Annotated in this window: 16 protein-coding genes and 1 riboswitch; of the genes, 2 read left to right on the plus strand and 14 right to left on the minus strand. The window is 40.3% G+C overall.

What is annotated here, in order from left to right; all coding sequences use genetic code 11:
* Positions 1 to 24: 24 nt before the first annotated feature.
* A complete protein-coding gene (locus VKA52_RS13885) occupies positions 25 to 2,538 on the plus strand; it encodes a DEAD/DEAH box helicase (protein WP_326316082.1) in 2,514 nt (837 codons plus the stop codon).
* Between the two features lie 353 nt (positions 2,539 to 2,891).
* Here the strand turns inward: VKA52_RS13885 and VKA52_RS13890 are convergent, their stop codons facing one another.
* The 6 genes from VKA52_RS13890 to VKA52_RS13915 form a co-directional block, all read right to left on the minus strand.
* Positions 2,892 to 6,611, minus strand: a complete 3,720-nt coding sequence (locus VKA52_RS13890) for a hypothetical protein (RefSeq protein WP_326316083.1) — start codon at positions 6,609 to 6,611, stop codon at positions 2,892 to 2,894.
* 567 nt (positions 6,612 to 7,178) lie between these two features.
* The gene (locus VKA52_RS13895; RefSeq protein WP_326316084.1) at positions 7,179 to 8,342 is read right to left on the minus strand and encodes an ATP-binding protein; all 1,164 of its coding nucleotides are present in this window, start codon (positions 8,340 to 8,342) and stop codon (positions 7,179 to 7,181) included.
* Between the two features lie 671 nt (positions 8,343 to 9,013).
* Positions 9,014 to 9,712 carry a hypothetical protein gene (locus VKA52_RS13900; protein ID WP_326316085.1) on the minus strand — a complete coding sequence of 233 codons (699 nt, stop codon included), beginning with the start codon at positions 9,710 to 9,712 and terminating at the stop codon, positions 9,014 to 9,016.
* 541 nt (positions 9,713 to 10,253) lie between these two features.
* The gene (locus VKA52_RS13905; protein WP_326316086.1) at positions 10,254 to 11,480 is read right to left on the minus strand and encodes a DUF819 family protein; all 1,227 of its coding nucleotides are present in this window, start codon (positions 11,478 to 11,480) and stop codon (positions 10,254 to 10,256) included.
* A 102-nt stretch (positions 11,481 to 11,582) separates the two neighbouring features.
* Positions 11,583 to 12,086: a hypothetical protein gene (locus VKA52_RS13910; RefSeq protein ID WP_326316087.1), complete on the minus strand. Its 504-nt coding sequence runs from the start codon at positions 12,084 to 12,086 to the stop codon at positions 11,583 to 11,585.
* A 228-nt stretch (positions 12,087 to 12,314) separates the two neighbouring features.
* Entirely contained in the window at positions 12,315 to 13,289 is a 975-nt protein-coding gene (locus VKA52_RS13915) for an Ltp family lipoprotein (protein WP_326316088.1), read from the minus strand.
* Positions 13,290 to 13,497: 208 nt separating this feature from the next.
* Between VKA52_RS13915 and VKA52_RS13920 the strand changes: the two genes are divergently transcribed.
* A complete protein-coding gene (locus VKA52_RS13920) occupies positions 13,498 to 15,819 on the plus strand; it encodes a hypothetical protein (protein ID WP_326316089.1) in 2,322 nt (773 codons plus the stop codon).
* A gap of 236 nt (positions 15,820 to 16,055) precedes the next feature.
* Here the strand turns inward: VKA52_RS13920 and VKA52_RS13925 are convergent, their stop codons facing one another.
* The 8 genes from VKA52_RS13925 to VKA52_RS13960 form a co-directional block, all read right to left on the minus strand.
* Positions 16,056 to 17,075 (minus strand): thiazole biosynthesis adenylyltransferase ThiF, encoded by a 1,020-nt coding sequence (locus VKA52_RS13925; RefSeq protein WP_326316090.1) that lies wholly within the window; start codon positions 17,073 to 17,075, stop codon positions 16,056 to 16,058.
* A complete protein-coding gene (locus tag VKA52_RS13930; RefSeq protein ID WP_326316091.1) occupies positions 17,072 to 17,839 on the minus strand; it encodes a thiazole synthase in 768 nt (255 codons plus the stop codon). Before VKA52_RS13930 ends, VKA52_RS13925 begins: the two co-directional genes overlap by 4 nt.
* A 2-nt stretch (positions 17,840 to 17,841) precedes the next feature.
* Positions 17,842 to 18,045 carry a sulfur carrier protein ThiS gene (gene thiS / locus VKA52_RS13935; RefSeq protein WP_326316092.1) on the minus strand — a complete coding sequence of 68 codons (204 nt, stop codon included), beginning with the start codon at positions 18,043 to 18,045 and terminating at the stop codon, positions 17,842 to 17,844.
* Positions 18,042 to 19,169 carry a glycine oxidase ThiO gene (thiO, locus tag VKA52_RS13940; RefSeq protein WP_326316093.1) on the minus strand — a complete coding sequence of 376 codons (1,128 nt, stop codon included), beginning with the start codon at positions 19,167 to 19,169 and terminating at the stop codon, positions 18,042 to 18,044. Before thiO ends, thiS begins: the two co-directional genes overlap by 4 nt.
* Complete coding sequence (tenI, locus tag VKA52_RS13945; protein WP_326316094.1) at positions 19,166 to 19,780, minus strand: thiazole tautomerase TenI; 615 nt, start codon at positions 19,778 to 19,780, stop codon at positions 19,166 to 19,168. The genes thiO and tenI overlap by 4 nt, the downstream gene beginning before the upstream one ends.
* 3 nt (positions 19,781 to 19,783) lie before the next feature.
* Positions 19,784 to 20,482, minus strand: coding sequence for a thiaminase II (gene tenA / locus VKA52_RS13950; protein WP_326316095.1), 699 nt, complete (start codon positions 20,480 to 20,482; stop codon positions 19,784 to 19,786).
* Between the two features lie 155 nt (positions 20,483 to 20,637).
* Positions 20,638 to 20,746, minus strand: a riboswitch (TPP riboswitch).
* A gap of 190 nt (positions 20,747 to 20,936) precedes the next feature.
* Positions 20,937 to 22,004: a PQQ-dependent sugar dehydrogenase gene (locus tag VKA52_RS13955; protein ID WP_326316096.1), complete on the minus strand. Its 1,068-nt coding sequence runs from the start codon at positions 22,002 to 22,004 to the stop codon at positions 20,937 to 20,939.
* Positions 22,005 to 22,212: 208 nt separating this feature from the next.
* Complete coding sequence (locus VKA52_RS13960) at positions 22,213 to 23,547, minus strand: D-serine ammonia-lyase (protein WP_326316097.1); 1,335 nt, start codon at positions 23,545 to 23,547, stop codon at positions 22,213 to 22,215.
* Positions 23,548 to 23,799: the final 252 nt, after the last annotated feature.

Consider the following 23,799-nt stretch of genomic DNA (forward strand, 5'->3'; position numbering starts at 1 on the left):
CCAACGGGTAAAAGGAGTGGCGAAATGGTAGATTTCGGGAAATTACTTGGAGATGAAAATCAAAATTCTCCGATTAAACCAAAAGAAATATTTGAATCTAATGTTAGAAGTAGTCGATTTCCATATTTAAGAAGTGATCAAGAGAAAATACTACAGGAATGGTTTGAAAACAGGGAATTAAAAGATAATATTGTAAAAATGAACACCGGCGGTGGAAAAACAGCTGTAGGATTACTTCAGCTCCAATCCTCTCTAAATGAAAATGTGGGACCTGCTCTTTACTTATGCTTAGATAAACTCTTAGTTGAACAAGTATTAGGTGATGCAGAAGATTTAGGAATTGACTGTGTTACTTTCGAAGATAGGAATTTTCCAGAGGAATTTTTAAATAGTGAAGCAATATTAGTTACAACATTTGCAAAGTTATTTAATGCAAAGACGGTTTTTGGAGTAGAAGGTGATGGGGCTAGAGATGTTATTAATATAGGGAGTGTAATTATTGATGATGCACATGCAGCATTAAACAAAGCGAGGGAGGTATTCTCGCTATCATTTGATAACCAAAGTGATATTTATCAGAAGCTTGTACCGATGTTTAAAGATTCTTTAGTAGCCCAGTCAAGAGGAACCGCTTTAGATGTGCTTGAAGGACGTGACTCCTATGGTATTTTAATGGTTCCATACTGGGCTTGGATAGATAGAATAAATGAAATAACAACATTACTATCGGAGCATTCTAATGACGAATCATTAAAATTCAAGTGGCCCTTAGTAAGGGACTTCTTAGAGCATTACTTTGTATATATATCAACTCATAGAATTGAACTTTCACCTAAATGTCTACCTATACAAAAACTACCCTCTTTCCATAGGGCTCAAAGAAGGATTTTCATGTCAGCAACTTTAAACGATGATTCATCTTTAATTAAGGATTTTCAGGTCAACAAAAATACAGTAGAAAATCCGATAGAATCAGATACTTATTCAGACATCGGTGAACGAATGATTATTGCACCGCAAAATATCGATAAAAATTTGAAGCCATTTGATATTGCCAGGTCTTTTTCTAAACTAAAAAATTACAATGTAGTTACACTTGTTTCTTCAGATAATAGAGCAAGTCTTTGGCAAGATAATTGCTTTAATAAGCCTGCTCCTAGTGAGATTTCTCAAATAATAAAAAGTTTAAAGGAATCCGTAGGTCATAAAGTAGTACTATCCAATAGATATGACGGAGTAGATTTACCTGGAGATTCATGCAGGATTTTAATTATTGATGATCTACCATCTGCAACTACATTACATGAACAATATTCTTTATACGCAAGGCCCGACTCTAGGTTAATGAGAATGAATCAAGCTCAAAAAATAGAACAAGGGTTTGGAAGGTCAGTAAGATCTGTTAATGATTATTCAGTAGTCATTATTTTGGGTAAAGACCTAGTATCTATAATTTCGACTAATGAATTTCAACGACACCTTTCTCCACAGACAGTAACTCAAATAAATTTAGGTACACAAGTCGCAGCACTTGCTAGTAAAGAAAGTGGATCCTCTATGCAGCAGTTAGGGGCAACTATTAAACAAGTATTGGATAGAGATCCCGAGTGGATTAAGTTGCACAGACAAAGAATCACCTCTTCCGGGTCACCAGAAAAAGACATTAGTTTAATTGACGTCGCTATTAAAGAAAGAGAAGCATTTGACTTAGCTTGTTCAAATCAATCCATTCGTGCTGCAGACACAATAAGGCATTTTATTAATGCTAAAGGAAGTTTTGTAAAAGACGATGAAGCATGGTTCTTACAATTATCCGCATCATACCTGTACAACGGTGATAAAAGTCGGTCTATGGAAGTCCAGCTTGCATCACATACAAAAAACACATTCTTGTTAAAGCCTCCAAGCGGGATTAATTATAAGAAATTAACAGCTAAGCAGACAAGGCAGACATTAAAAATAAAACAATTTATCAGTTCATTTACAGAGGCGAATTCAATTGTCCTTCATGTTACTAAACTATTGGATGATATAGCTTTCAAACCAGACTCGTCTACATTATTCGAGCGCTCCTTCACTCGATTAGGAGAATGTCTAGGGTTTGATACACAACAACCAGAAGCAGAGTTTAACAATGGATGCGACATTTTATGGAACATTTATGATGATGATTATCTTGTAATAGAAGCTAAAAATGAAGTTAAGACAGAAAGAAACTTAATTTATAAAAGTGAGAGCGAACAGATTTCCTCCAGTGATAACTGGTTCAAAAAACATTATCCAGATAAAAATGGAATACTAGTATTAATTCATCCATCTAATAAATTACATTATGAAGCATTCACTCCTTCTAATACGAGTGTTATTAATGAGAAGGGTTTAGGAGAATTGAAAGAGAATGTAAATGGATTCTTTACAACTATCGCTCAAAGAGAACCACACTTGTGGACACCTGAAGAAATATTGGGAATATTAAAAACCTATAAATTAGAGAGAAGACAATTATCAAGTTATTTAACGCAAGTTGAGGAGAAATGATAATACTCCTTTTAACAATATTTATTTGATATGCTGCATCTTTGATACCGGGTAGAAAATGGCACATGAGTTGTGATCTATCCGGGTCCTATTTATTTTTGTCCCTTAAGTAAAGTAATTAGTTTTGTATGTAATACAATTATTTTATCATATTATATAGAAGAGTGATGTATGTAAAGGAAAAGAACACAAATCATATTTTAACTTTAACAACTAATATTTATAATGTATTTCGCCTTTGGAAGGATGATAACTAGAATTTAGCTATCATCCTACTGATATTTTCAGATGAACAGTATCATTGAAATGTATAGCATATGTCTTTACCTTTCTTGCACATCTAACTGATTTCACTATATACCTGGATGAAAATTTCTAACGTGGCTTGGTTTGAGCTCGTTGTAGTCATTGGTGAAATAATCACCTAAAGAGTCATAATAGTAACCTCTTTCAACTTTGATATTAAATCTATTCATAAGCATTTCTATTGTTTGTTGAATTTCAATGTTCATTCCGAGGAGATAATTCAAACGATACAAATCATCTGCAATTTTTGCTGCTTCTAATAGATGATGTTTCATTCGCTCTTGCTCCATTGTTCCTTCGAGTAATTCTAGTTTTACAACTAACAAATGTGTAAGAGCAATTATTGCTCTTCCGGTTTTATTCAATTTATTAGTAGCTTCTAATTCCATAGCTTTTGAAAATATAGTATCGATATCCTCTCTAGCACACTGCCAATTCTGTAACAAAGAATAAATATATGCTCTTTTTCGAATATCAAATAGGACTACATTAGAATATTTAAAGATCCCATTTTCATTCATTTTTTCAGCTATTTTCAAGGCATGATTTAATTTAGGTAAAATTGTTTTATTGGTAAATTCTCTAAAAAAAGCATACTCTTCATCATTCTCAGGATTTACAGATCTATATTCTTTATATATAATACTTTCATACATATCCTCATAAGAATATGCTAAAGATTTATACATAACAAATAGCTGATTGTTTAAATATGGGTTCTTTTCAGCAGCCTTCTCCATGTAATAAATCGCAGTATTTAAATCATCCGTGCATTTATCCAACTCTCCTTCATACCTTTTCATTTTAAACCTATGAATTCTTGCGCGACATGAATAAGCATACGCTCTATATTCATCAAGACGAGAGAGCCATCTACCTTTCTTTCCTAGAGAAGATAATAGATCTATTGTACTATTAATATCCCCAAAAGCGTGCTCCATATGTTCCGACTTGGTGTATTTGTTACCTATATAACTAACTTCATTAAGTTGATTAACAAACTTTATAATTAAATCAGCTTTATACATATAAGAAAGAGCTAATTCCACTTTATTTATCTTCTGAGCGCTTTTCATTCCCTTTAGTTTTTTTTCTTTATAACTCTTTATTAAATTAACTAACCTTTCAAGAGCCGCTTCACCGTCCCCAAGCATAGCAGTAGAAAGAGCTGTCATGTTGGTAGCTTTATGTGATAGTGGATGCAAATCAGAAAAGTACGATTTAGAAGTCTCATATGCATATAGACTATAACGCTTAGCTTTATCAAACTCATAACATTGTGTTGCTTTTTCTGCCAGGTAAAGATAGTTTTTTATTGCTGTTTTGCAAGCTTTTTGCTTTTTCGACTTTGATCCATGATTAGCAGTTTTAAGCAATAAATTATCCAAAAATAACTCCGGCAAGTTTGGAGTTTCTTTTAAAGCTTTCTCAACCTCTAAAAATATCTGATAGTGTACATCTGAAGATACACCCCGCTTATCATGCTTATACCTTATCATGAAATAATCTCTGTAAAGCGCATGGGAAAACATATAAGATATCCAAGAGTTTTCATGTACATTCATACCTTTTTCGACTACTAATTTATAAGTATATTCCATCTCTTTTGATGGAATATCTTTTAACTGAAGCTTTGGGGTTACTAGCTTACGAATGATATTTGGTTGAAAAGGTTGCCCGTATATGGATGCAACTTCTAACATAGCTATTAGTGAAGGAACATTCGGATAGCTTCTAGCTAAACGATAAACTCGCTCGTTCATTACAGCGAGCATACTCGCTGTAAATTTCTTCTCACCAACGAATGTCTCTGCAATCTGATTATTATCCCTCCATTCTTTTAACTTCTCTTCTATAAGTTTTGGGGTGATAGGATCATTTTTCCATTTCCACGTCCCCTGATCTACTTGATATAGTATATGAGGGTATGTTCCCAACAAATTAACCACCTCTACAATAAATAAAGGTTCTACAGAATTAATGGAAGCATCCTCACTAAACCATTTCCATATAATTTCTGCAACCTCTGAAGAGAAAGATGTCGTATTTACATCATTGGAAACAGCGTTATAGAGTAAATCACTTATCTCTGGCAACTGGAATCCTTTTAAAGTATGTGGTTCTTGATTTAAAGTAATTAACTTATCTAATTCTTGTAAATCTTTTCGCTTTTCTATACTATCGGGACGTTCCAACATCAAGAGATACACGGGAAATTGCTTGTTCCCTAGCTCTTTTACCAGTCTTCTAAAAAACAATGCAGATGCATAGTCCATCCATTGGCTGTCGTCCACAATCCAAAGTAAACTTTTGCGCCCTTCTAGATTCTTTTCAAATAATGTAAGGAATTGTTTTACTTGTTGATCCAGAAGCTCTTCTAAACCTTCTTTATTATCCACAACATACTTTCCAATATTTTGATCAAACTGTATAGACCGACCGGATGATGAAAGTGCACCTGTAAAACCATCTCTAAGAGAAAACAAACCCGATTTCGTTAATTCAATTGGTTTTGACCATTGCTCGCCAATCATTGTCATAATTCCACCTACAATACTGTTCAAGTTTGATGTATGATCAAACAACTGAAAAAAGTTCTTTTTTATACCCGACTTCTCACTAAGCAAGGCACTCTTAAGCTTCACTCTTAATCTCTGGTCTAATTTCAAATTCAAATAGGTAAAAGTATCCCTGATTTCTGTTAGTCCAGTTGGAGCTACACTATCTTCACCACTAAAACCAGTATAAACATATTCTATATCTGATTTTTTCTTTGCCATAGTTCTAGCAAGAATAGCCGACGCTATCTTTGTCTTACCCATACCTGCTGTGGCTTTTATCTTTCTAGATAAAAATGCTTTCTCTTGTTGCACGATTGATATATCATTAGCTATTTCATTCATAATTGTTTCCCGACCTACAAAAACATCGTCTCCTATAACTACTGGCGGAATAGTGCTATTAGGTTGAAAAGCTAAACCATACCGATATAAGAACCAACGAAATTCTGCCCATTCATTTGTATTCCCAGTGTTTTGCTCACTTTTTTGATAGGTATCTAATTCCAATGAGGAATTAATAGATTGCCAATCTAAAACAACTACAAACTTACTACGAGCTTGCCCTTCCTTGGTAAGTAATTCTTTTGGTAAAAACGAAGCGGCTTGTAGCCTGGAAGGATAGTCTTTAAAAAGACTGTAATAAGTGCGTAAAAGTTGTATATCTAAGGAGTTCAAGTGTTCTGGATTTCTTATGTGAACAATAATTTTGTTGTAGTGCCCTAATGTCAATAGCAGAGACGTACAAGCTAACACCATAGTTTCTACAGAACCTAACTTATCCTGTGTAGCACTGAAACGTTGCAAGATTTTAATAGCAGTATCTTCTTGGGATATCTTCTCTCTCTTTGATAGTTCAAACATCGTTAATGCAGCACTAAAAACAGAAAGCACTGGAGCTATTGGTTGAAACAATAATCCAGAAGTTCCTAGTGAAATTTTGGTTAGTGATTTGCTTAAAACTCTACCAATAGAAGGAGCTTGTAGTTTGTAGTGATCGAATATTTCGTGGAGTAGATTTTCTAACAAAAAGTTATCTCTTTCTAATCCCAATGGATCGAATGTGCAGGTTATAGCACCCTTACTTTTCTTTAACGACGAAAAAAGTTGTTCGGCTTTATTTTTTTCAGAAAACAATTCAAATACCTTGGGTAAATCTTTGTTGAATTCAGCTGCCGCATCATAAAATACAGTACTAATTTTTATCACCTCAGAATTAATATGTTTGAAATTATGCTTCTAGGTATAGTAACAAAAACCCTCTATCATATCCTTGGTATTAAAAACTAATAAGTAAAACTAATAAGTACCGGTCTATTGGTAACCGTATGCCCTGCCCAAAATCAAGCCAGCACCCATTTTTAAACAACCTATTCCACACAAAACCCCCTAAATTTTTATTAATTTTACATTTCTACTTTTATATGTAAAAAACCTGCAATAATAATTTTTTTAAAGGAGCTGTTAACACTCAATAATACTAACCAAGAAACTTAACCTTCTTAAAAGGTCTTTCATAATCATCTTATTTCCATTTTAAATATCATGTTCTCTCTCTTTTAAATATTGTCTTAATTTAATGCGACCTACATTGTTAAAGCTTAAATTATATTTAATGTAATGTTATGAATTGAAACTACGTTCGATATAGTCCTTCCCACATGTATAATTATACCTATACAAAGTGAGGAAATGGTACTTCACAAATAATAAAATAAAAAGCCACTTTTATGAGTGGCTTTTTACTAATTCATCTATATCTGGGTAGTGCTTCTCTTATACAACTTCAACAGATAACTCTCCGTTAATAGGTTTGGGGAGATTTTTAGCGTATATCTTATAATTCCAAGTAAAAGTTCTCCCTACGCTACTTCGTCCAAAAAATATTCTTAGATTTTCGTTGAATGCTTCACTATATTGCTGATGTTTGAGTGCACCAAGGTTTTCTTCAACAATATAAACCCGTTCTTCTTCAATAACACTTGGATAGTAGTCTATGACTGGAGGAAGTGGGGTTGTATTAAATAAATCGTAATCTGTTTGAGGTTCTTGATGAATCCTATCCATCACTGTTAAAGACTCACTTGGAATCCTCAACTTTATAGAAACATCTTCCAAATACTTAGCACCATCATTTTTTAAAACAAGATTAATCTTTTCGGATACTTCTTCACCAAAATAATACCAATCATCGTCTTGATATATATTTCTTATATCTTCTAAATTTCTTTCTAATTCTTCCGTTTTTCTTTCTTCAAATGGCACACTTTCAAAAGGTGTTCTAAATCGAGGTGTCCAACCATGCTGGTCATTTAACCCAAGTTTAGATTTTTCCTGTCTTTCTCTCAAAATAGTTTCAATTTTTTGTTTCGCCTTTTCAGAAGGGAATTCAACTTCCCTAGCCGCTTTAACAATTATCTTTTGTTCTAACCTTTTATTAAAACCAACTGAAATTTTATCATTAAACACTCTTCTTGACTTGAGTTGTAATATTTCATCAAGATCTCTTCTTGTAATACGTTCTTGTTGGCTTCCTCTTCTTATATAACATTCACCTTTTTTTAATGACCTATAATCTTTTCTCATCATATATGGTGGATTGTCACAGTTATCAATTTCAAATACTCCCAGTAGATTCTCATCTAGTTCTATGGAATAATAAGCAAAGTTTATATTAGGCTCTACGTTTTCCCTTACAATCTGTTGATATGTAGCTTGGTCAACAAATTCATCCCTATGTATAGAAAAATGCTCTTTTGATCCATCCGGTTTGTCTTTCACACCTACTATGATGTATTTTTTTCCTTCAATTGGAGCATTCGCCATTGACATGATGTCTTTTATTAAATCATTATAATTCGCTTTAACATATTGTTCTCTTTTGAAGTCAAGTGTTGTTCCTTCATTCTCATATCTAATTAACCATTCCAGATTACTCAAACTATCTTCCCCTCCTATAAACTAGATGTCTACACTTATTTAGAATATATAACTACTATATTTTACCACTACATCATGTGATGTTTACATATCACACCAACAAACAACTAATTAACTTAGTTACTATACTTTCCTTATCTAACTCAATATCGAATATTTATTGACTTACTTTCCGTCTTTTTATCTGCCTATATAAAGTAGCTTTAGACACAATTGTCATTTCTTATATTTCTTTTTTAGTATTGTTCTATATAATAAAGCTTCATAGCCTTCTCATTTCCTTTTTATCTTTCTTAGCTCTTCTACAGACACCCTGTTACTCTTGCTGATTGAAGTCCCAATTCCGTTCGTTTTTTAATACAATAAACTCCAAATCTAATTTTCATTTCATATTAAGTAGGTGAAAGTGCCTGACCCCCACTTTGCTAAAGTGTTAAAGCGCTGGGGGGATTGGCACTTTTTAGTAGGAAACGACCGAACCGTTCCCCGCTTCAAATGTTTTTATTTAAGTGTCTAACTTAACTTTTTATTTGTTATAAAAAATCCTACTCCTGACAATATTGCTGTGATGGACGCAATGAGTCCAGCTATAGCAATATCACCATACATCATCATGCTCAGTAACAACCCAAGGATTCCTAAAACAATTAGAGTAATGTATATAGATTTCATTATTTCTCTAATTCCACTTCAACTTTAATTTTATCTCCAAGATTTTCAAGATCCATGTCATGTGCCGCGTCATAATGAAGCGTTACAGAGGTAACTTCCTCAGCTTTAGAATTCTTGAGAATATAAAAAGATGAGCCTTCTTTATTAACTTGCCCTAAATATTCGCCATCAATATGATCGCTCATCATCATATCAGGTTCTAACTGTTCCCCAGTATTTGTTGTCATAGTTGCCTGGGAAGCATAGAAGTTCACATCTTCTTCCGAAGAGTTACTTACTTTCATGTCTACTTGGATGTACTCAATTTCTTCCATATCCATATACTCGGCCACTTCACCTTTAAGGGTACCAGAGACTCCATTGACTTTTTCGATTGTTACGGTAATAGGACCGCTTTCAAATTCCCCTATATCATCTGTTCGACTGACCAAAGTCTGTTCTCCTGCTTCTGATGTAACTGTATCACCAACTTCTGCTTCTTTGCTCTCGTTTTCTTCAGCTGTCATCGTTTCCCCTTCATCACTATCTTCATTATCGCTAGACGACACATCGGTAGTTTCCGTTTCATCATTTGTCGTTTCTTCTGCTTTCTGTTCTTCCCCTACAGATCCACTAGTTTCTGTATTACCTTCTCCACCACAAGCTGCTAGAGCTACAATAAGTAAACCGATTGCTGAAGCTTTTAGTAATTCTTTCATGAAACTTCCCCCTAATTACTTATAATACTACTTAACTAGAACAAAATTAGTGATCATCCTGTTTGATAATATCCACGTCTTCCTTCTGCAATTTGATCCAATATAATAGAAACAAGTATGAGTTTACGACTCAAACCAATACCTCCTTCCCTATTACAAGTTTACTAGAAAAGGATATAAATGGAAACATAAAAAATACCTCCCCCATCGCCTCGTAAACAACTTAGCGTAGTAGAGATTAGACACTTTTATAAAATAAAGCATATTCCTCACCTATAATTTTTTTATCTAACCCCGCTTCCGCCTTGCAATCATAATCCCCCCTGAATAGAAATTGCCTGACCCCGACACGTTACCACTTCAACGATATGAGGTTTAGGCACTTCCTCAAAGGTTTAATACACACGTCATACACTACTCCTCTTGTAGCTCCCATACATTTTTCAAGAAACCGCCTTGCTTCAAAAGCAAAAGCTCATATCTCCATCCTCTGAGATATGAGCTAACTTAGAACACCTTAAAATTTTCTGACTTCACCTAATTACATTAAACTTTGAAACCAGAAACCGAGTCCTGTCCCAATATAGTTTCCAATGATATACCCGAGCGTACCAACAAGAAGAATGGGCACGATCAGTTTATGCCATCCTTTCGCAATCGCCATGGCTGCAGCTGTAGTGGGTCCTCCCATATTTGCGTTACTTGCAAGAAGGGTCTCTTCTAAATTAAATTTAAATAGTTTACCCAAAACCAGAGAGACTAGCACATTCATTAGAACGATGATTAAAACAAATACCAATAATAAAGGTGATGTTGTGACTACAATTGCTATCGATGCTGGTACCCCGATCACTACAAAGAATAAATAAATCAAGAACGTACCAAGTTCCTGTGTTCCTTTAATGCTTTCAAATTGTCTGGGGAACAAGGAAACGACCAGCACGGTAAGTGTCGTAAGCAACAGGTAACGATCACCGATAATACCGCTCAACACCTGATAAATGATGTTTACATCCTCGCCACCAGGTAGGACTCCGGCAAAAAAGTCTGCAAGATTAAAAGATACTGTCACAAGGGCAAAAGCACTTGCCACACTGATCGCAATATCTTTTAAGGATATTTCTTTTCCTTTCCAGAAAGAAGCGGACTGCGTTTCACTCTCATCTCCAGAAACGCCCGATTCCACCTCATCAATATGAGGAGTTTTGAATTTGTCACGGAAAAATGAAAATGTCGGGATGGCCATCAAAACAAAGAAGAAGGTGGCCATCATCATATTGTCAGCAACCACGGTAGCCGAAACAAGTTCACTCGGCGTCTGGAATTTTGTGGACATGGCTGCAAAGTTTACCCCACCACCCGTATAGGATCCTGCCATCATGGCACCTATTTTATCCAGATGGGGGATCATATCTTTTAAGAGCAGAAATGAGATTATGGTACCGGCGACCGTACCGATGGAGCTTAAAAGGAAAATAGTCAACATACGTCCGCTTTCCTGCCAAATCTTCTTAATATTCGCCTGAAACAATAATAACGGTATCGCCAATGGTACGACATAATTCCATACAGCATCATACACACTTGACTCAAGCGGGATTACATTTAAATTGGCTAATACCATGGCTCCGATTAATGCAATGATGGCTCCGGAAATTTTCGATGCCCATTTGTACTTTTGCTCCAAATAAATACTGATGGCGGCCCATCCTGTCAGAAACGTCCAGAGCGCCCACGTATTGTCCGACGATATTAAAGTATTATCCAAGTTATTCACCTCTTTGTTGTTTTTAAAATGTGGGCGGTCTCATTACCCTAAAAAAGTGCCTCCCCTAATTCGTCCACACTTAATCGAGGGTGCAGACACTTTTCAACCACGATTCTTACATAAATCAATTAAATATTCTTTTTCCTCTTCTGTAATTAATTTGTGATTTAAAGTTTTATCCCTGATTGCAACTAATTCACTGTGACCCTCTGCTGATTTTTTATTAAAATAAGCTTTATCAGCACCAAAAGAAATTAACTCTTCCATTAAGTTTCTGTCCAAAAGTAAAGGAACAGTGAGTACTTTTGAGAAATACCTATTTCCTATAATCAGGAGTCTATCCTCCTTCGCACTTGCATGAATCGATCCAATTTCATGGTCATGTTTACCTTTTATGAGAATCTTCTCAACATAGAAATAAGCTGTGATATATCTTTGACTACCAATGCGAGCATTAAAGAAAACGTAAGATCCTTCCTCCAGATTGTTTTCCATTACATTGCTTTTATCTCCACTATCTCCATATACCAGTTGAGTGAAATTGGGATCTACATGACCGGTTTCCGCTTTCTCTGCACTATAAGTTACAACCAAATGTTTACTCACTTAACCCCTCCTTTTGGACTTTACACCTCTACACTTAAAATTCGAGACACATATTACAATACCTTCCAAAAATTGTAGTAATATCACAAATTAATACATGTTCATACCCATATCAAATGAAAGTGCCTGCCCCCACCATGTTTAGCTTAGTGGGAGCAGACACTTTCATAAGCCCTCATTTCTTAAGTATATTTTTTTATTTCACCTGACCTCGCTTCCACCTCGGTATCACAACCCCACTTGACTGGCCGCATAAGCTGCATGTTCCTTACTAAACCCTTCAAAAACCAACTGATCAATCAAACCCTGTCTTGAAAAAGCCATAAAATCAAGATACTCTTCGGCCTTGATCACCGCCTGTTCCTGCCAATCCACCGATATATTTTCTACACCATAAGTAGCATCTTCTGTGCTGAATCCCTCAAACTCCAATTGATCGATCAAACCGGATTTAGAGAATGCCATGAAATTAATGTAATGCTCAGCCATCGCAACCGCCTGCTTTTGAGAAACAGTTACGCTGTCTTCTTTAGCTTTACGTTCGGCCTCTTCCTTTGCTTTCCGGTCTGCTTCTTCTTTCGCCTTACGGTCCTCTTCTTCTTTTTTGGCTTTCTCTTCTGCTTCCTTCTTCGCCTGTTCCTCAGCCTCTTTGGCTTCCTGCTCTTTCTGTGCTTGTTCTTCCGCTTCCCGTTCTTCCTGTTCTTTCTGGGCCTGTTCTCTAGCTTCCTTTTCTTCCTGCTCCTTTTGGGCTTGTTCTTTAGCATCCTGTTCTTCTTTCTCTTCCTGATTGACGTTCAAATCACTCTTTTGACCTTCTACGGAAGCTTTAGCCGAAGCCTCTTCTGCAACAGGTGCTTCTTCACTGATCGATCCTGCCACCAGCGCGAGGACGAGAAGTGCGAGCAAACATCCACCCGATATGGCAAAGTTCCTCAGCCTGTTAACCTTTCCTTTTGCGAAAGCTAAAACCGCAAAGACGATGACTCCCAGAAAGGCGGTTAGCATGAATACCTCCAAGAATGCTTGAAGAATTCCATCATTGGATCCCAGGATTACAACTAGAGCCAGAAATGCGTATAGACAACCTCCTGATTTCATGAAATCCCCGCGTTTGTTTCCTTTCCCTTTTTCAAAAGCTAATGCAAAGAAAACAATCACACCTGCTAAAGACGCCAGCATTAAAATCATTAAGATTGTCTCCACTGACAACCTCCTCTTTATTCGTTTTTAAACAGCTCCTTCCATTATATTAAGTGAACAGCGATACTTTCCTTTTTCATTCATCCTCTTCAGACGTTTTCTATCGCTCTATACATCCGTCTATTTCATTCACATGCCCTCCCCACCGCTTGACTACATGCATACAAATACTACATCGATAACAAATAAGATTACAAAAAGGAGGTTCGATATGGTATTGAATCCAGAACAAAACCGATTCACCATCAATCAGGCAGATGATAACAGTGTCTGTTCGATTACGAACCTGAGTTACGAGGAAATTCCACAGCCAGGGGGGCGTGAAGAGAAGGTCTTCATCCTGCCAAGCGGTGTAGAGGTCATCCTCCAGGTCGTATATATTCGGATAACTGGAACCGTGACGGTGACTCTTGAAGACAGGTCGACGGGATCTGCTGATTTCACTGTTTGTGAAAGGTATTATTTATGCGCTCCACCGGGAACAGGCATCATGGCCCAGGCAACCGATGTATCCTGTCACATTTGTACCATAATGACAACCGAGGAAGGGACAGAAATAGGTGTCATCCTTCGTTTGTGTCAAGATGTGCAATCTACGGCTTCTGTCGTCGTGGACATCGAAGCAGGTTTTTGCAATCCAAGGGAACAACAGATTGAGATATCGTGTCCGGATCCGGTGCGACCACCCCAGTGTCCTGCTGTCTTCGGAAACGACGAAGTCGATACTTGTGAGAAAAAACTGCCGGTTCTCCGTACACAGCCATTACAAGTCAATCCTCAGCAGGAGGAAAACCTCTGCATCCGTACAGAAAGTGTATACGACTGGATCCAAACCCAAGTGGATGCGGCCGTGACGGTTACCATTCCACCGGTTTTCTGTCTTTATGAAATTACAGAGCTGGATGGAGAATGCGGGGGTCTTGCCCTCGGTGACGTTGTCTGCTTCCCTTGTGAAACACCTTGTGATGAAATTCTGCAATGCTCGAACGGGGAATGTACGCTACTGCTGAGTTTAACGGATGCTGCCTGTACGACGTGTCCTCCAGAAGCCGTCTCGCTTCCGGCAGGATTCGCATGTGAAGTTCCGGTGCTTTCCTGTGTGTATGAGGTTACGGACGTTGAGGGCGAGTGCGGGGAGATTGCCGTTGGAAACCTGATTTGTTTCCCATGTGATGAACCGTGCGATGAAATACTGCAGTGCTCGAATGGAACTTGTACGTTGACCCTGAACCGGACGCAGGAAGCGTGTCTATTTTGTCCACCGGATGCTGTTTCTCTTCCCGAGGGATTCTCGTGTTTCGTTCCCACGTGTGTGTATGAAGTCACGACCATCCAGGGAGAATGCGGCGGGCTTGCAGAAGGCGATATCGTCTGCTTCCCTTGTGATGAAACGTGCGGAGAAACACTGATCTGTGCCAACGACACGTGCAGCATCATTTTGCAAAGGACTTCAGAAGCATGCATCCCTTGCCCGCCGGATGCTGTTCCATTCCCGCCAGGTATCTCCTGCACCCTTCAAGGCGGCCGCATATTCAACGTCGACCAGCAAACATTCTATGACTTGATTCCTGTAGCGGTTGCCGATGCTAACGACGGAGATACCCTCCTCGTCACTCCAGGAGAGTATCCGCAGACAGCCGAGTTGGTCATCGATAAACCGCTGACGATCAGAGGTTTTTCAGCCGCCCTAACGGATGTCGCATTCCCTGGTGCGTTCACGGACGAAACCGCCATCTCTCTCGAAGCCGATAACATCACCCTTGAAGGATTGAGTTTCAGCCGGACAACAAGTGGAGTTACCGGAGATGAAACACTCCTGCGGGTTCCAGCTCGTGGAGTCGCCGACTATTACAGCGGCATCACCATTCAGTATTCCGTTTTGACCGGTGGGGAACGAACGCTGATTGTAAATGCAGATGACTTTACTTTAGAAAACAACACCTTAAACCATACAGGCGATGAGCAATCGCTGGAAATACGCGGAACGTTCGGTGTTACAAACATTAAAGATAATTCGTTCTTAGGCGGAGCTGTCAGTAGAGCGGCCATCCGGTTCCAACAGGACACTCCTACCGATCAATTCAGCGGCACGTTCCTGATCGATGACAACACCATGGAAAGACATTCCCAATTCGTATTGTTCGCAACTTCTGCCTATACGGATGTGTCCATATTCGTAAGGCGGAATGCCATCGATCACCAGGACCGTTCAGGAAGCTCGATTATTTTCCTTCCCAACGATTTCCCAGAAGTTGATACCATCCTCTTAGAGGAGAACGATATTACAAACCCGAACCCTAACCGCTTAGCCGTGTTCGTTGACTATCGATTCGGAGGCACAACCGCTCCTACCGTCGACCAGATTCAAGTGGTCCGTAACCGCTTGGATGTGGCGTTGCCTTGGGGAACCGCACTGGATACCGTTTCTCCAGATGCTCCAGTAGGGTTCACGTCAACTGGTACAATGTACGGTATGGACTTGAATGCCTTCGATTTGGTAGATAATGAAGTGGTTCCACCGATTCCGGAGTAATTACAGGTTGGCAGGTGCATTTTTCTCTTTTGAAAAAATAACAATTACATGACTGCCCCCCACCACGTTAATCACTTAACGGAGTGGGGGCAGCTCTTTTTATTAATGAGTGGAAGGCTTTGTTGAATGCACCGAATTTTAGTGGGGCTTATATCAACTTCCCCTATTTTGGATATCCATTTAATCTTAAACAATGTCCTGAGCCAGACCACCGCTTTGAAATGCATGCAGATGACCTAGCCAAAGTACCGGTGATAAAGTGTCTTTGCTTCTGTCTCATCCTGCGTTCCATGGATCAACGCACGTCCATCTTTGAAAAGGACCATCCGCTTGTTTTCCGTTGTAAAAGAAATAAGGAATGGATTTTGTTCTACCTGCCCTCCATGTTTAGCAAGAGCACCGGCAACCTCTTCTAAATTCCATTCTCTGTATGCCTGAGGACGGATTTGAACAGAATCACGCCCACATAACACCGCCGTTTTCATTTGCTGGCTGTATTTTAAAAATGGATAAGTAGGATCGTCTCCACAAGAAGGGCAGCTTTCGTTCTTCATCCTGGATACATCAATGGATGTATACTGATTCTGCCACAGGTCAAAGGAAACGAGCTTACGACTGACCGCCTCCCAGTCTTCCACTAGTATTTTCATAGCTTCAACGGTTTGATGAGCGACGACCATCTGCACAGCAGGACTGATAATCCCAGCGGTATCACAAGTCCTACCGCCACGGGGCACTTGATCAAGCAGGCAGTTCAAACAAGGAGTCTCTCCCGGAAGAATGGTATAGCTGATGCCATAACTGCTCACGCAGGCCCCGTAAATCCATGGAATCTGGTATTTTTGAGAAAGATCGTTCATCATCATCCTGGCGTCAAAGTTATCGGTGGCATCGATCATGAGATCAACGCCATCTAATAACCGTTCCATGTCAGATGGAGTCGCATCCATGACGTAGGCATCGACTTGTACGTCACTATTCACCTCCGACAAGCGTTGTTTCGCCGCCACTGCTTTGGGGATTCGGTCTTCGGCATCCTGTTCTGAGTACAATTGCTGCCTTTGGAGATTGCTCCACTCGACATAGTCGCGGTCAATCACCGTTAACTGTCCGACTCCTGCACGGACGAGAGCTTCTGCATTCCCTGTTCCAAGCGCCCCTGCTCCAAGGAGCAAAACATGTTTGGCGTTGATTTTTTTCTGACCGGCTTCTCCAATGGGAGAGAAAAGCGTCTGCCTGGAATAGCGTTCATTCATGTCCGGCTCATTCCCTCCATCGGGCTGCTGGCTGTGGCATAGCGTTTCTTTGGAATCCTTCCTGCTTCATAACCGAGACGCCCGGCCTCGATCGCTAGTTTCATCGCTTCAGCCATCCTCACTTGGTCTTTCGCTGCTGAAACAGCGGTATTTAATAATACACCGTCCGCTCCAAGCTCCATCGCCTGTGCCACATCCGCCGGCGATCCGATACCCGCATCCACAATTACAGGGACCGTTGATTGTTCGATAATGAATTGAAGGTTCTCACGGTTGATAATCCCTTGTCCTGAACCAATTGGGGAAGCTCCCGGCATTACCGCATGAGCACCCAATTCTTCAAGTCGGCGGGCAAGCACGACATCATCGGACGTATACGGAAGAACCGTGAACCCTTCTTTAATCAGTTTTTCTGTTGCTTTGAGCGTTTCTACAGGATCCGGCAGTAACGTCTTGTCACAGCCGATCACTTCTACCTTGATCATATCGCAAAGCCCTGAAGCTTTCGCCAGTTTAGCATGTCGGACCGCTTCTTCTGCTGTTTTCGCCCCCGCTGTGTTCGGAAGAAGTGTATATTTCTCGACATCCAGCTGTTCAAGGAAATTCGGCTGGCTCGGTTCGAAAATATTCATCCGCCTTACGGTAAAGGTAAGCATATCAGTCCCTGATGCCTCCACCGCTTTTTTTTGAATATCAAAATCCGGATACTTTCCTGTACCTAACAACAAACGAGACTTGAATTCCTGGTTACCGATTTTCAACATCTTCATCCGCCTCCTACAAATTGTACAATTTCAATGATATCTCCGTCCTGCACCTTGTATTCTGATCGTGATTCTTTTTCGAGAATGGTTTCATTCTGTTCAACGATGACCACCTGCTGATCCAATTGAAAATGACACAGAAGCTCACCGATCGTATCGACCGTTTCCGGAACGGTCAGCCATTCCCCATTGATTCGTAGTTTCATAGGTTCACCCCTCCACGTGATAAATTCCCAGTAGTTATCCATTCATGAGGAACATCCTTGCCTTCGATTAATTCAGCGATCACCTTTCCTGTGATTGGGGACAATAAAATGCCATTGCGATAGTGTCCGGTCGCGATAATAAGTCCGGAAGACTCAGGATGTGGGCCCAGATATGGAATGGCGGCTTCCGTTTGTGGACGAAGCCCGGTCCAGGCCGTTTCCCACTCCGCAAAAACAAGTTCAGGAACTAACTGAGTCGCTGCTTTGATCAAGGGAAATAACCCACCCAAGGTTACCGTTTCATCAAATGTTCCAGGCTTTTCTGTTGCACCGATCACCAGACGCCCGCCTGCTTTCGGGACGATGTAACACCCCTTAGAAAAGAGCGTCCCTTGAATAAGTCTGCGCTTCGTTTTAACGGAAAAGCATTCACCTTTTACCGGAAACATATCCATCCCGAGTTCCTGTTTTCCAAGCAAATCTTCACTCCATGCCCCGCAAGCGACTACGACATGATCGGCGCTTACGTCTCCTCGATTGGTTCTCACTCCCGTGACTTGCTTCCCTTCTTTAATCAAACCTTGAACATCGGTGTACTCTAGAAGTTCTGCCCCAAGCTCTACCGCTGACAGGGCAAAAGCCTTCGACAAATCCGGAGCGGAAACTTGGCCGTCATCCGGGAGAAATAAGGCACCGCTCAACTGGGAGGACACCACCGGTTCTTCTCTTTGCAATTCAGAAGGCTCCATCCATCTCGCTTCCTCCCCGCGGTTTCGTTGAATTTCCCCATAGGCTATCAGCTCTTCTCTTTCTCCTTCATTTGTAGCAATTTTATAGATGCCATTCTGCTGTAATCCAATATCAATGCCGCTATACGCTTTCAATTCTTCAGCCAGCACCGGAAACATCTCGCGACTTGCTGTGGCAAGTGAATACAATGAATCGTCCCCGTCTTTTAGCTCCGACTGCGCTCCAAGCATGCCAGCGGCAGCTGAAGATGCTTTGCAGGCGACTGTCCCCCGCTCCAGGAGAAGAACAGAGCGTCCACGCTGTGCCAAATGATAGGCGATGGAACTGCCGATCACACCAGCTCCGACAACAATCGTTTCATAATGCGTATTCATAACATCCTCCCTCCATCGATTTCCCTCCGGTAAATCTGCGCTACACTCACAGGATCGTCCGCCTGTAGAATGCCTGACATGACAGCAATCCCCTGAGCTCCCGCACGAATGATATCACCTGCCCGCTCTGGCGTTATTCCACCGATAGCAACGACCGGGCATCCTACATGCCGGATGATTTCACGGAGCGAATTCAATCCTTCCCCCGCTTTTCCAGGCTTGGAGGCTGTGAGATAGATATTTCCGTATATGAGAAAATCCGCTCCTTCCTGATACGCATCTATGGCCTCTTTTAAAGAATGAACGGACTTTCCTACATTCAGGACGGGAAAAGTGCGCTTCACTTGTGCGACTGGCAAGCTTCGGTAAGTCAGTTGCACCCCGAAGCATCCTGACACAGCGGCTACATCAGCACGGTCATTGATGATAATGCGCTCTTTTGGAAAACCAGCGTCCACCAGTTGTTGAATGCCATCAAAGATTTCAACAGCATAGCGGTGCTTTTCTCTAATGTGGAGAAAATCGACCTCCTCTTGTACTGCTTTAACTGTGTTGGTTAGTTCAGCAAAGGTCTGCTTACCTGTCGAAATCAAGTGAATGGATGGTCTCACGATTCACTCTCCTTTTCCTACCGTTAAAGAAGTTCTCATATCAAACGGCCATTCTTCCATGACATAAGCCATTTCCCAAAACATGTATTCATACTGACTGCTGATCACAAACAACTCTTTCATCCGCTCCCGGTCAGCTTCCGATTTCAATTCCGCGAGATCATCCAACCGCTGAATCTGCTCCTCCACAAGCGAACGGAACCAATCCCCGCCATAGGTGGCAATCCACTCCTGATAAATCGGTTCTTCCGGCTGATGATCTTTCAAGTGCTCCCCGACTTCATAATAAAGCCAATAGCACGGAAGAATTGTAGCGATGATCTCTCCCAAATCCCCGTGGTAGGCGCCCCGATACATATGGGATGCGTACGCATAAGCCGTCGGAGAAGGAGTGAACTGGTTGCGCTCCTCCTCTGTGATTCCAAGCCTTTTGGAAAAGTTCTCATGAAGCTCCATCTCTGCTTCATACGTCCCTTGAGCATGAGAAGCCATACTGGCCATCGTTTTCATGTCCTCTGACTTCGCGGCTCCCATCGCCTGGACTCTTGAAAAATGGGATAAATAATAAGAATCCTGAAGCACGTAGTAGCGGAACTGCTCGAGCGATAACGTCCCTTCTCCAATCCCTTGGACAAAAGGATGGTTGAAACTTGCTTCCCAAATAGGATCCACCGCTTCGCGAATCTGTTGTGAAAATTTCATTGTCACTCTCTCCTTTTCCCGACGATCCACGGTCAAGGAAAAAAGAAATAAGACGCAAGCACTCTCTGCATCTATTTCCAGACACTAAAAAACCACTTTCTTCATATGCGTGAAGAAAGTGGTTTCATGTGTAAACATCTATATGTAGCTTAAGATACACGTAACCGCCACTTCCCTACGCTGGTATCAACCAGATCAGGTTCTAAGAGTCTTAAAGCTACACTTTAATCTCAGCCTTATGAGAAGGCACCCCTAGTGGATCGTCTATGAATTTTTGATTTCATTGATATCGTAACATGTTCTAAATAATTGTCAAAACATTCCTCCAAAACTATCATGAATGGTAACTCTTTGGAACATTTAACATTTCACTAAATAGATGGATAACAAAGAGCGCTTCGTGACGGAAGCGCTCTTTTGTATGAACCAATTTTAATCGGTTACTCTTCAGTAGTTAATCCAGATCTGAGAGTGAAATTCTATATAGCTTGTCATCATTGTCCTGTGGATCACCACGACCATCTGTATTATTACTAATGAAATAAAGATCGTCATCCTTAATCTGTACATCCCGAATCCTTCCAAGACCAGTGATCACTTCACTGTATTCACCTGTTTCAAGGTCGAATTCTAAAACGGCAGACCCTCTTAATGCTGCAACATAAAGTTTTCCTTCAAAATTGTCCATTCCAGATGGTGCCCAGGTGGAGCTATCTCCAGAAGTGAATAGAGGCGAAACCATTCCCTCTTGTTCTTCAGTGCCTTCTATAACCGGCCAACCGTAATTTTGACCAGCTTCAATTAAATTAATCTCATCGTTTGCATTATCCCCATGTTCACTTGCATACATCGTACCATCTGATAACCAAGTAATCCCTTGAGGGTTGCGATGTCCAAAGCTATAAACGTAGGAATTCGCAAATGGATTATCATCCGGAATCGATCCATCCAAATTCATTCTTAAAATTTTTCCACCTAATGAATCCAGGTCTTGGGCTATTTCAGGATCAGAAGCATCCCCAGCCGTAGCGTAGAGTTTTTCATCAGGACCTAATTTAAGTCTTCCTCCATGATGGTAAGTACCGCTGGGGATTCGGTCTAGAAGCAGATCCTCTTCTCTCCATACACGATTTTCCAACCGAAGCGTGACGATACGATTAAATTGTTCTTCCCCATCTTCATACGTGTAATAGGCATAGGCAAGGTTCGATTCGGAAAAGTCGGGGGCAAGAACAAAGCCAAGCAATCCTGCCTCTGAAGCTGTGGATACCTCTTCTTCAAACTCTATGCTTTGCCTTTCCACTTCACCATCTACTATTTTGACAATGTTCCCTGATCTTTCTGTTAAGTAAAAGGTATCTTCCATTTTTTCGATGGACCACGGAACTTCCAGATTATCTGCTATTACTTCTAAACCTTCAGCAGGTCGTGGCGATTCTTCCTGGTTATTATCACCCGAATTATCAGAGCAACCTGCTATAAAAAAGAAGGTAGAGATTAATAGCACTATGGTTTTTTTCAATTTAAAGTATTCCTCCCTCTTAGACTATTATCTGAAGCGGGGGCAATTCTAGTGCTCCCTCATTTCACTCCCATATTCCTAAATGAATAGAAGTGTTCTATTTGGAAAATATGCTATTTCAGTGTGAATCATGAAGGAAGAATAGAAGCTCACGCCCCCCAGGCTTAACAATTGTGTCACGAGGATCCCTTCAACAGATTAGCTTCTTCTATTCCTCCTGACGAAGAAATGATGTTCCTTTAGAAACAAAACCTTCCATAATATCTTTTGGCACCAAACTTCCACCTGTTGCCCAGACTAAATGAGTCGCATGACTTAAACGGGAGCCATACATGCGGTCTAACTGTTTTTGAATATCAATAGAAGAAGGACCGTACATGCCTGCAAGTGCCGATGGCTCGAGGGAAATACCTTCCGATTCATGCAAAAGGGCTAACAGCTTGTACAAGTTTTCGTCGTTGATCGTATAAATGCCGTTCACCATGTTTTCTATCAGCCGGCCAGCCAAAGCTGATGGTCGGCCAACAGCTAATCCATCAGCTTCCGTCTTATTATCAAGCCCGATATCCTGAACAGAAATGTCCTCATGTTTTCCTGTGGCAAGTCCAAGCATCATGCAAGGAGAGCTGGTCGGCTCTGCAAAATAACAGTGCACATGATCCCCGAAAACATACTTCAGTCCATAAGTGATCCCCGCAGGGCCTCCTCCTACGCCGCAAGGTAAATAAACCACCAGAGGATTGTCCGCATCAACTGTTATATTCTCCTGTTTCAATTGTTCATTTAGGCGCAAAGCAGCCACAGCATAGCCTAAAAATAAATCCTTGGAGTTTTCGTCATCAATAAAATAACAGTTCCTTTGCTCCTGACATTGTCTCCGGCCTTCGTTTACGGCAAAAGAAAAATCCTTATCATGCTCCACCACCACTACACCTTTATCCCTGAGTAACTCTTTCTTCCATTTTTTCGCGTCCACGGACATATGAACCGTCACCTGGAAACCTAAAGCAGCACTCATGATGCCTATACTTAAAGCCAGATTGCCTGTTGATCCTACAGCGATTGAGAAGTTTGAAAAGAACTGCTTGAATTCGGGATTGGCTAATTTAGAATAGTCGTCATTTTTTGTAAGCTTCCCATGTTGAATTGCCAGCCCTTCCGAGTACTTTAAAACTTCATAAATACCTCCCCGCGCTTTTATGGACCCGGCTATCGGAAGATCATGATCACACTTTAGATACAAATGGCCAGGAATGGATCGCTGGAATCGTTTTCCCAGTTCCTTCTGCATAGCAGGTATTCCGCGTATGGGAGATTCAATGATCCCGTTCATTTTCTTGGTTTCTGGAAATACTTTAGCTAAATATGGAGCAAACCTTCGGAGAAGCATTTCTGCTTCATGAAGGTCTTCGGTTGGGATGGGCAGATTTTTTTCAAGCGTGTGATAAGGTTCAAGTGAATCATTGGACCAGAACGTCTCTTTCTTGTTTTTCAAATGATCGATCAATTCTTCCTCGCTCTTATAAGTACTTTCAGGACACATAGAATCCTCCTTTAGTTTATTTATAGTTAAAAAAATGACTGTCCCACCTCGTTAACACTATGGCGAAATTGGAATCAGGCACCATCACAAAAAAAGGAACCAGTCAACTATATAACTAATTATCCTTTTCCTTACATTACATCCATAATTATACACACCTTATCTTACCTAATTCCATCGGTGTATAGAAAGCCAAACATTAGAAACCACTTCCATTTGTGATACCATAAAAGGAAAATATCACTGACCGGA

This window comes from Halobacillus sp. HZG1 (genome assembly GCF_035818575.1).
GTDB classification, from domain to species: Bacteria; Bacillota; Bacilli; order Bacillales; family Halobacillaceae; genus Halobacillus; species Halobacillus litoralis.

Bases quoted from the DNA above. Each gene is read 5' to 3' on its own strand.
- VKA52_RS13885 (WP_326316082.1), top strand. From the start codon at position 25: ATGGTAGATTTCGGGAAATTACTTGGAGATGAAAATCAAAATTCTCCG.
- VKA52_RS13900 (WP_326316085.1), bottom strand. From the start codon at position 9,712: ATGAAAGAATTACTAAAAGCTTCAGCAATCGGTTTACTTATTGTAGCT.
- VKA52_RS13920 (WP_326316089.1), top strand. From the start codon at position 13,498: ATGGTATTGAATCCAGAACAAAACCGATTCACCATCAATCAGGCAGAT.
- VKA52_RS13925 (WP_326316090.1), bottom strand. From the start codon at position 17,075: ATGAATGAACGCTATTCCAGGCAGACGCTTTTCTCTCCCATTGGAGAA.
- VKA52_RS13930 (WP_326316091.1), bottom strand. From the start codon at position 17,839: ATGTTGAAAATCGGTAACCAGGAATTCAAGTCTCGTTTGTTGTTAGGT.
- thiS (WP_326316092.1), bottom strand. From the start codon at position 18,045: ATGAAACTACGAATCAATGGGGAATGGCTGACCGTTCCGGAAACGGTC.
- thiO (WP_326316093.1), bottom strand. From the start codon at position 19,169: ATGAATACGCATTATGAAACGATTGTTGTCGGAGCTGGTGTGATCGGC.
- tenA (WP_326316095.1), bottom strand. From the start codon at position 20,482: ATGAAATTTTCACAACAGATTCGCGAAGCGGTGGATCCTATTTGGGAA.
- VKA52_RS13960 (WP_326316097.1), bottom strand. From the start codon at position 23,547: ATGTGTCCTGAAAGTACTTATAAGAGCGAGGAAGAATTGATCGATCAT.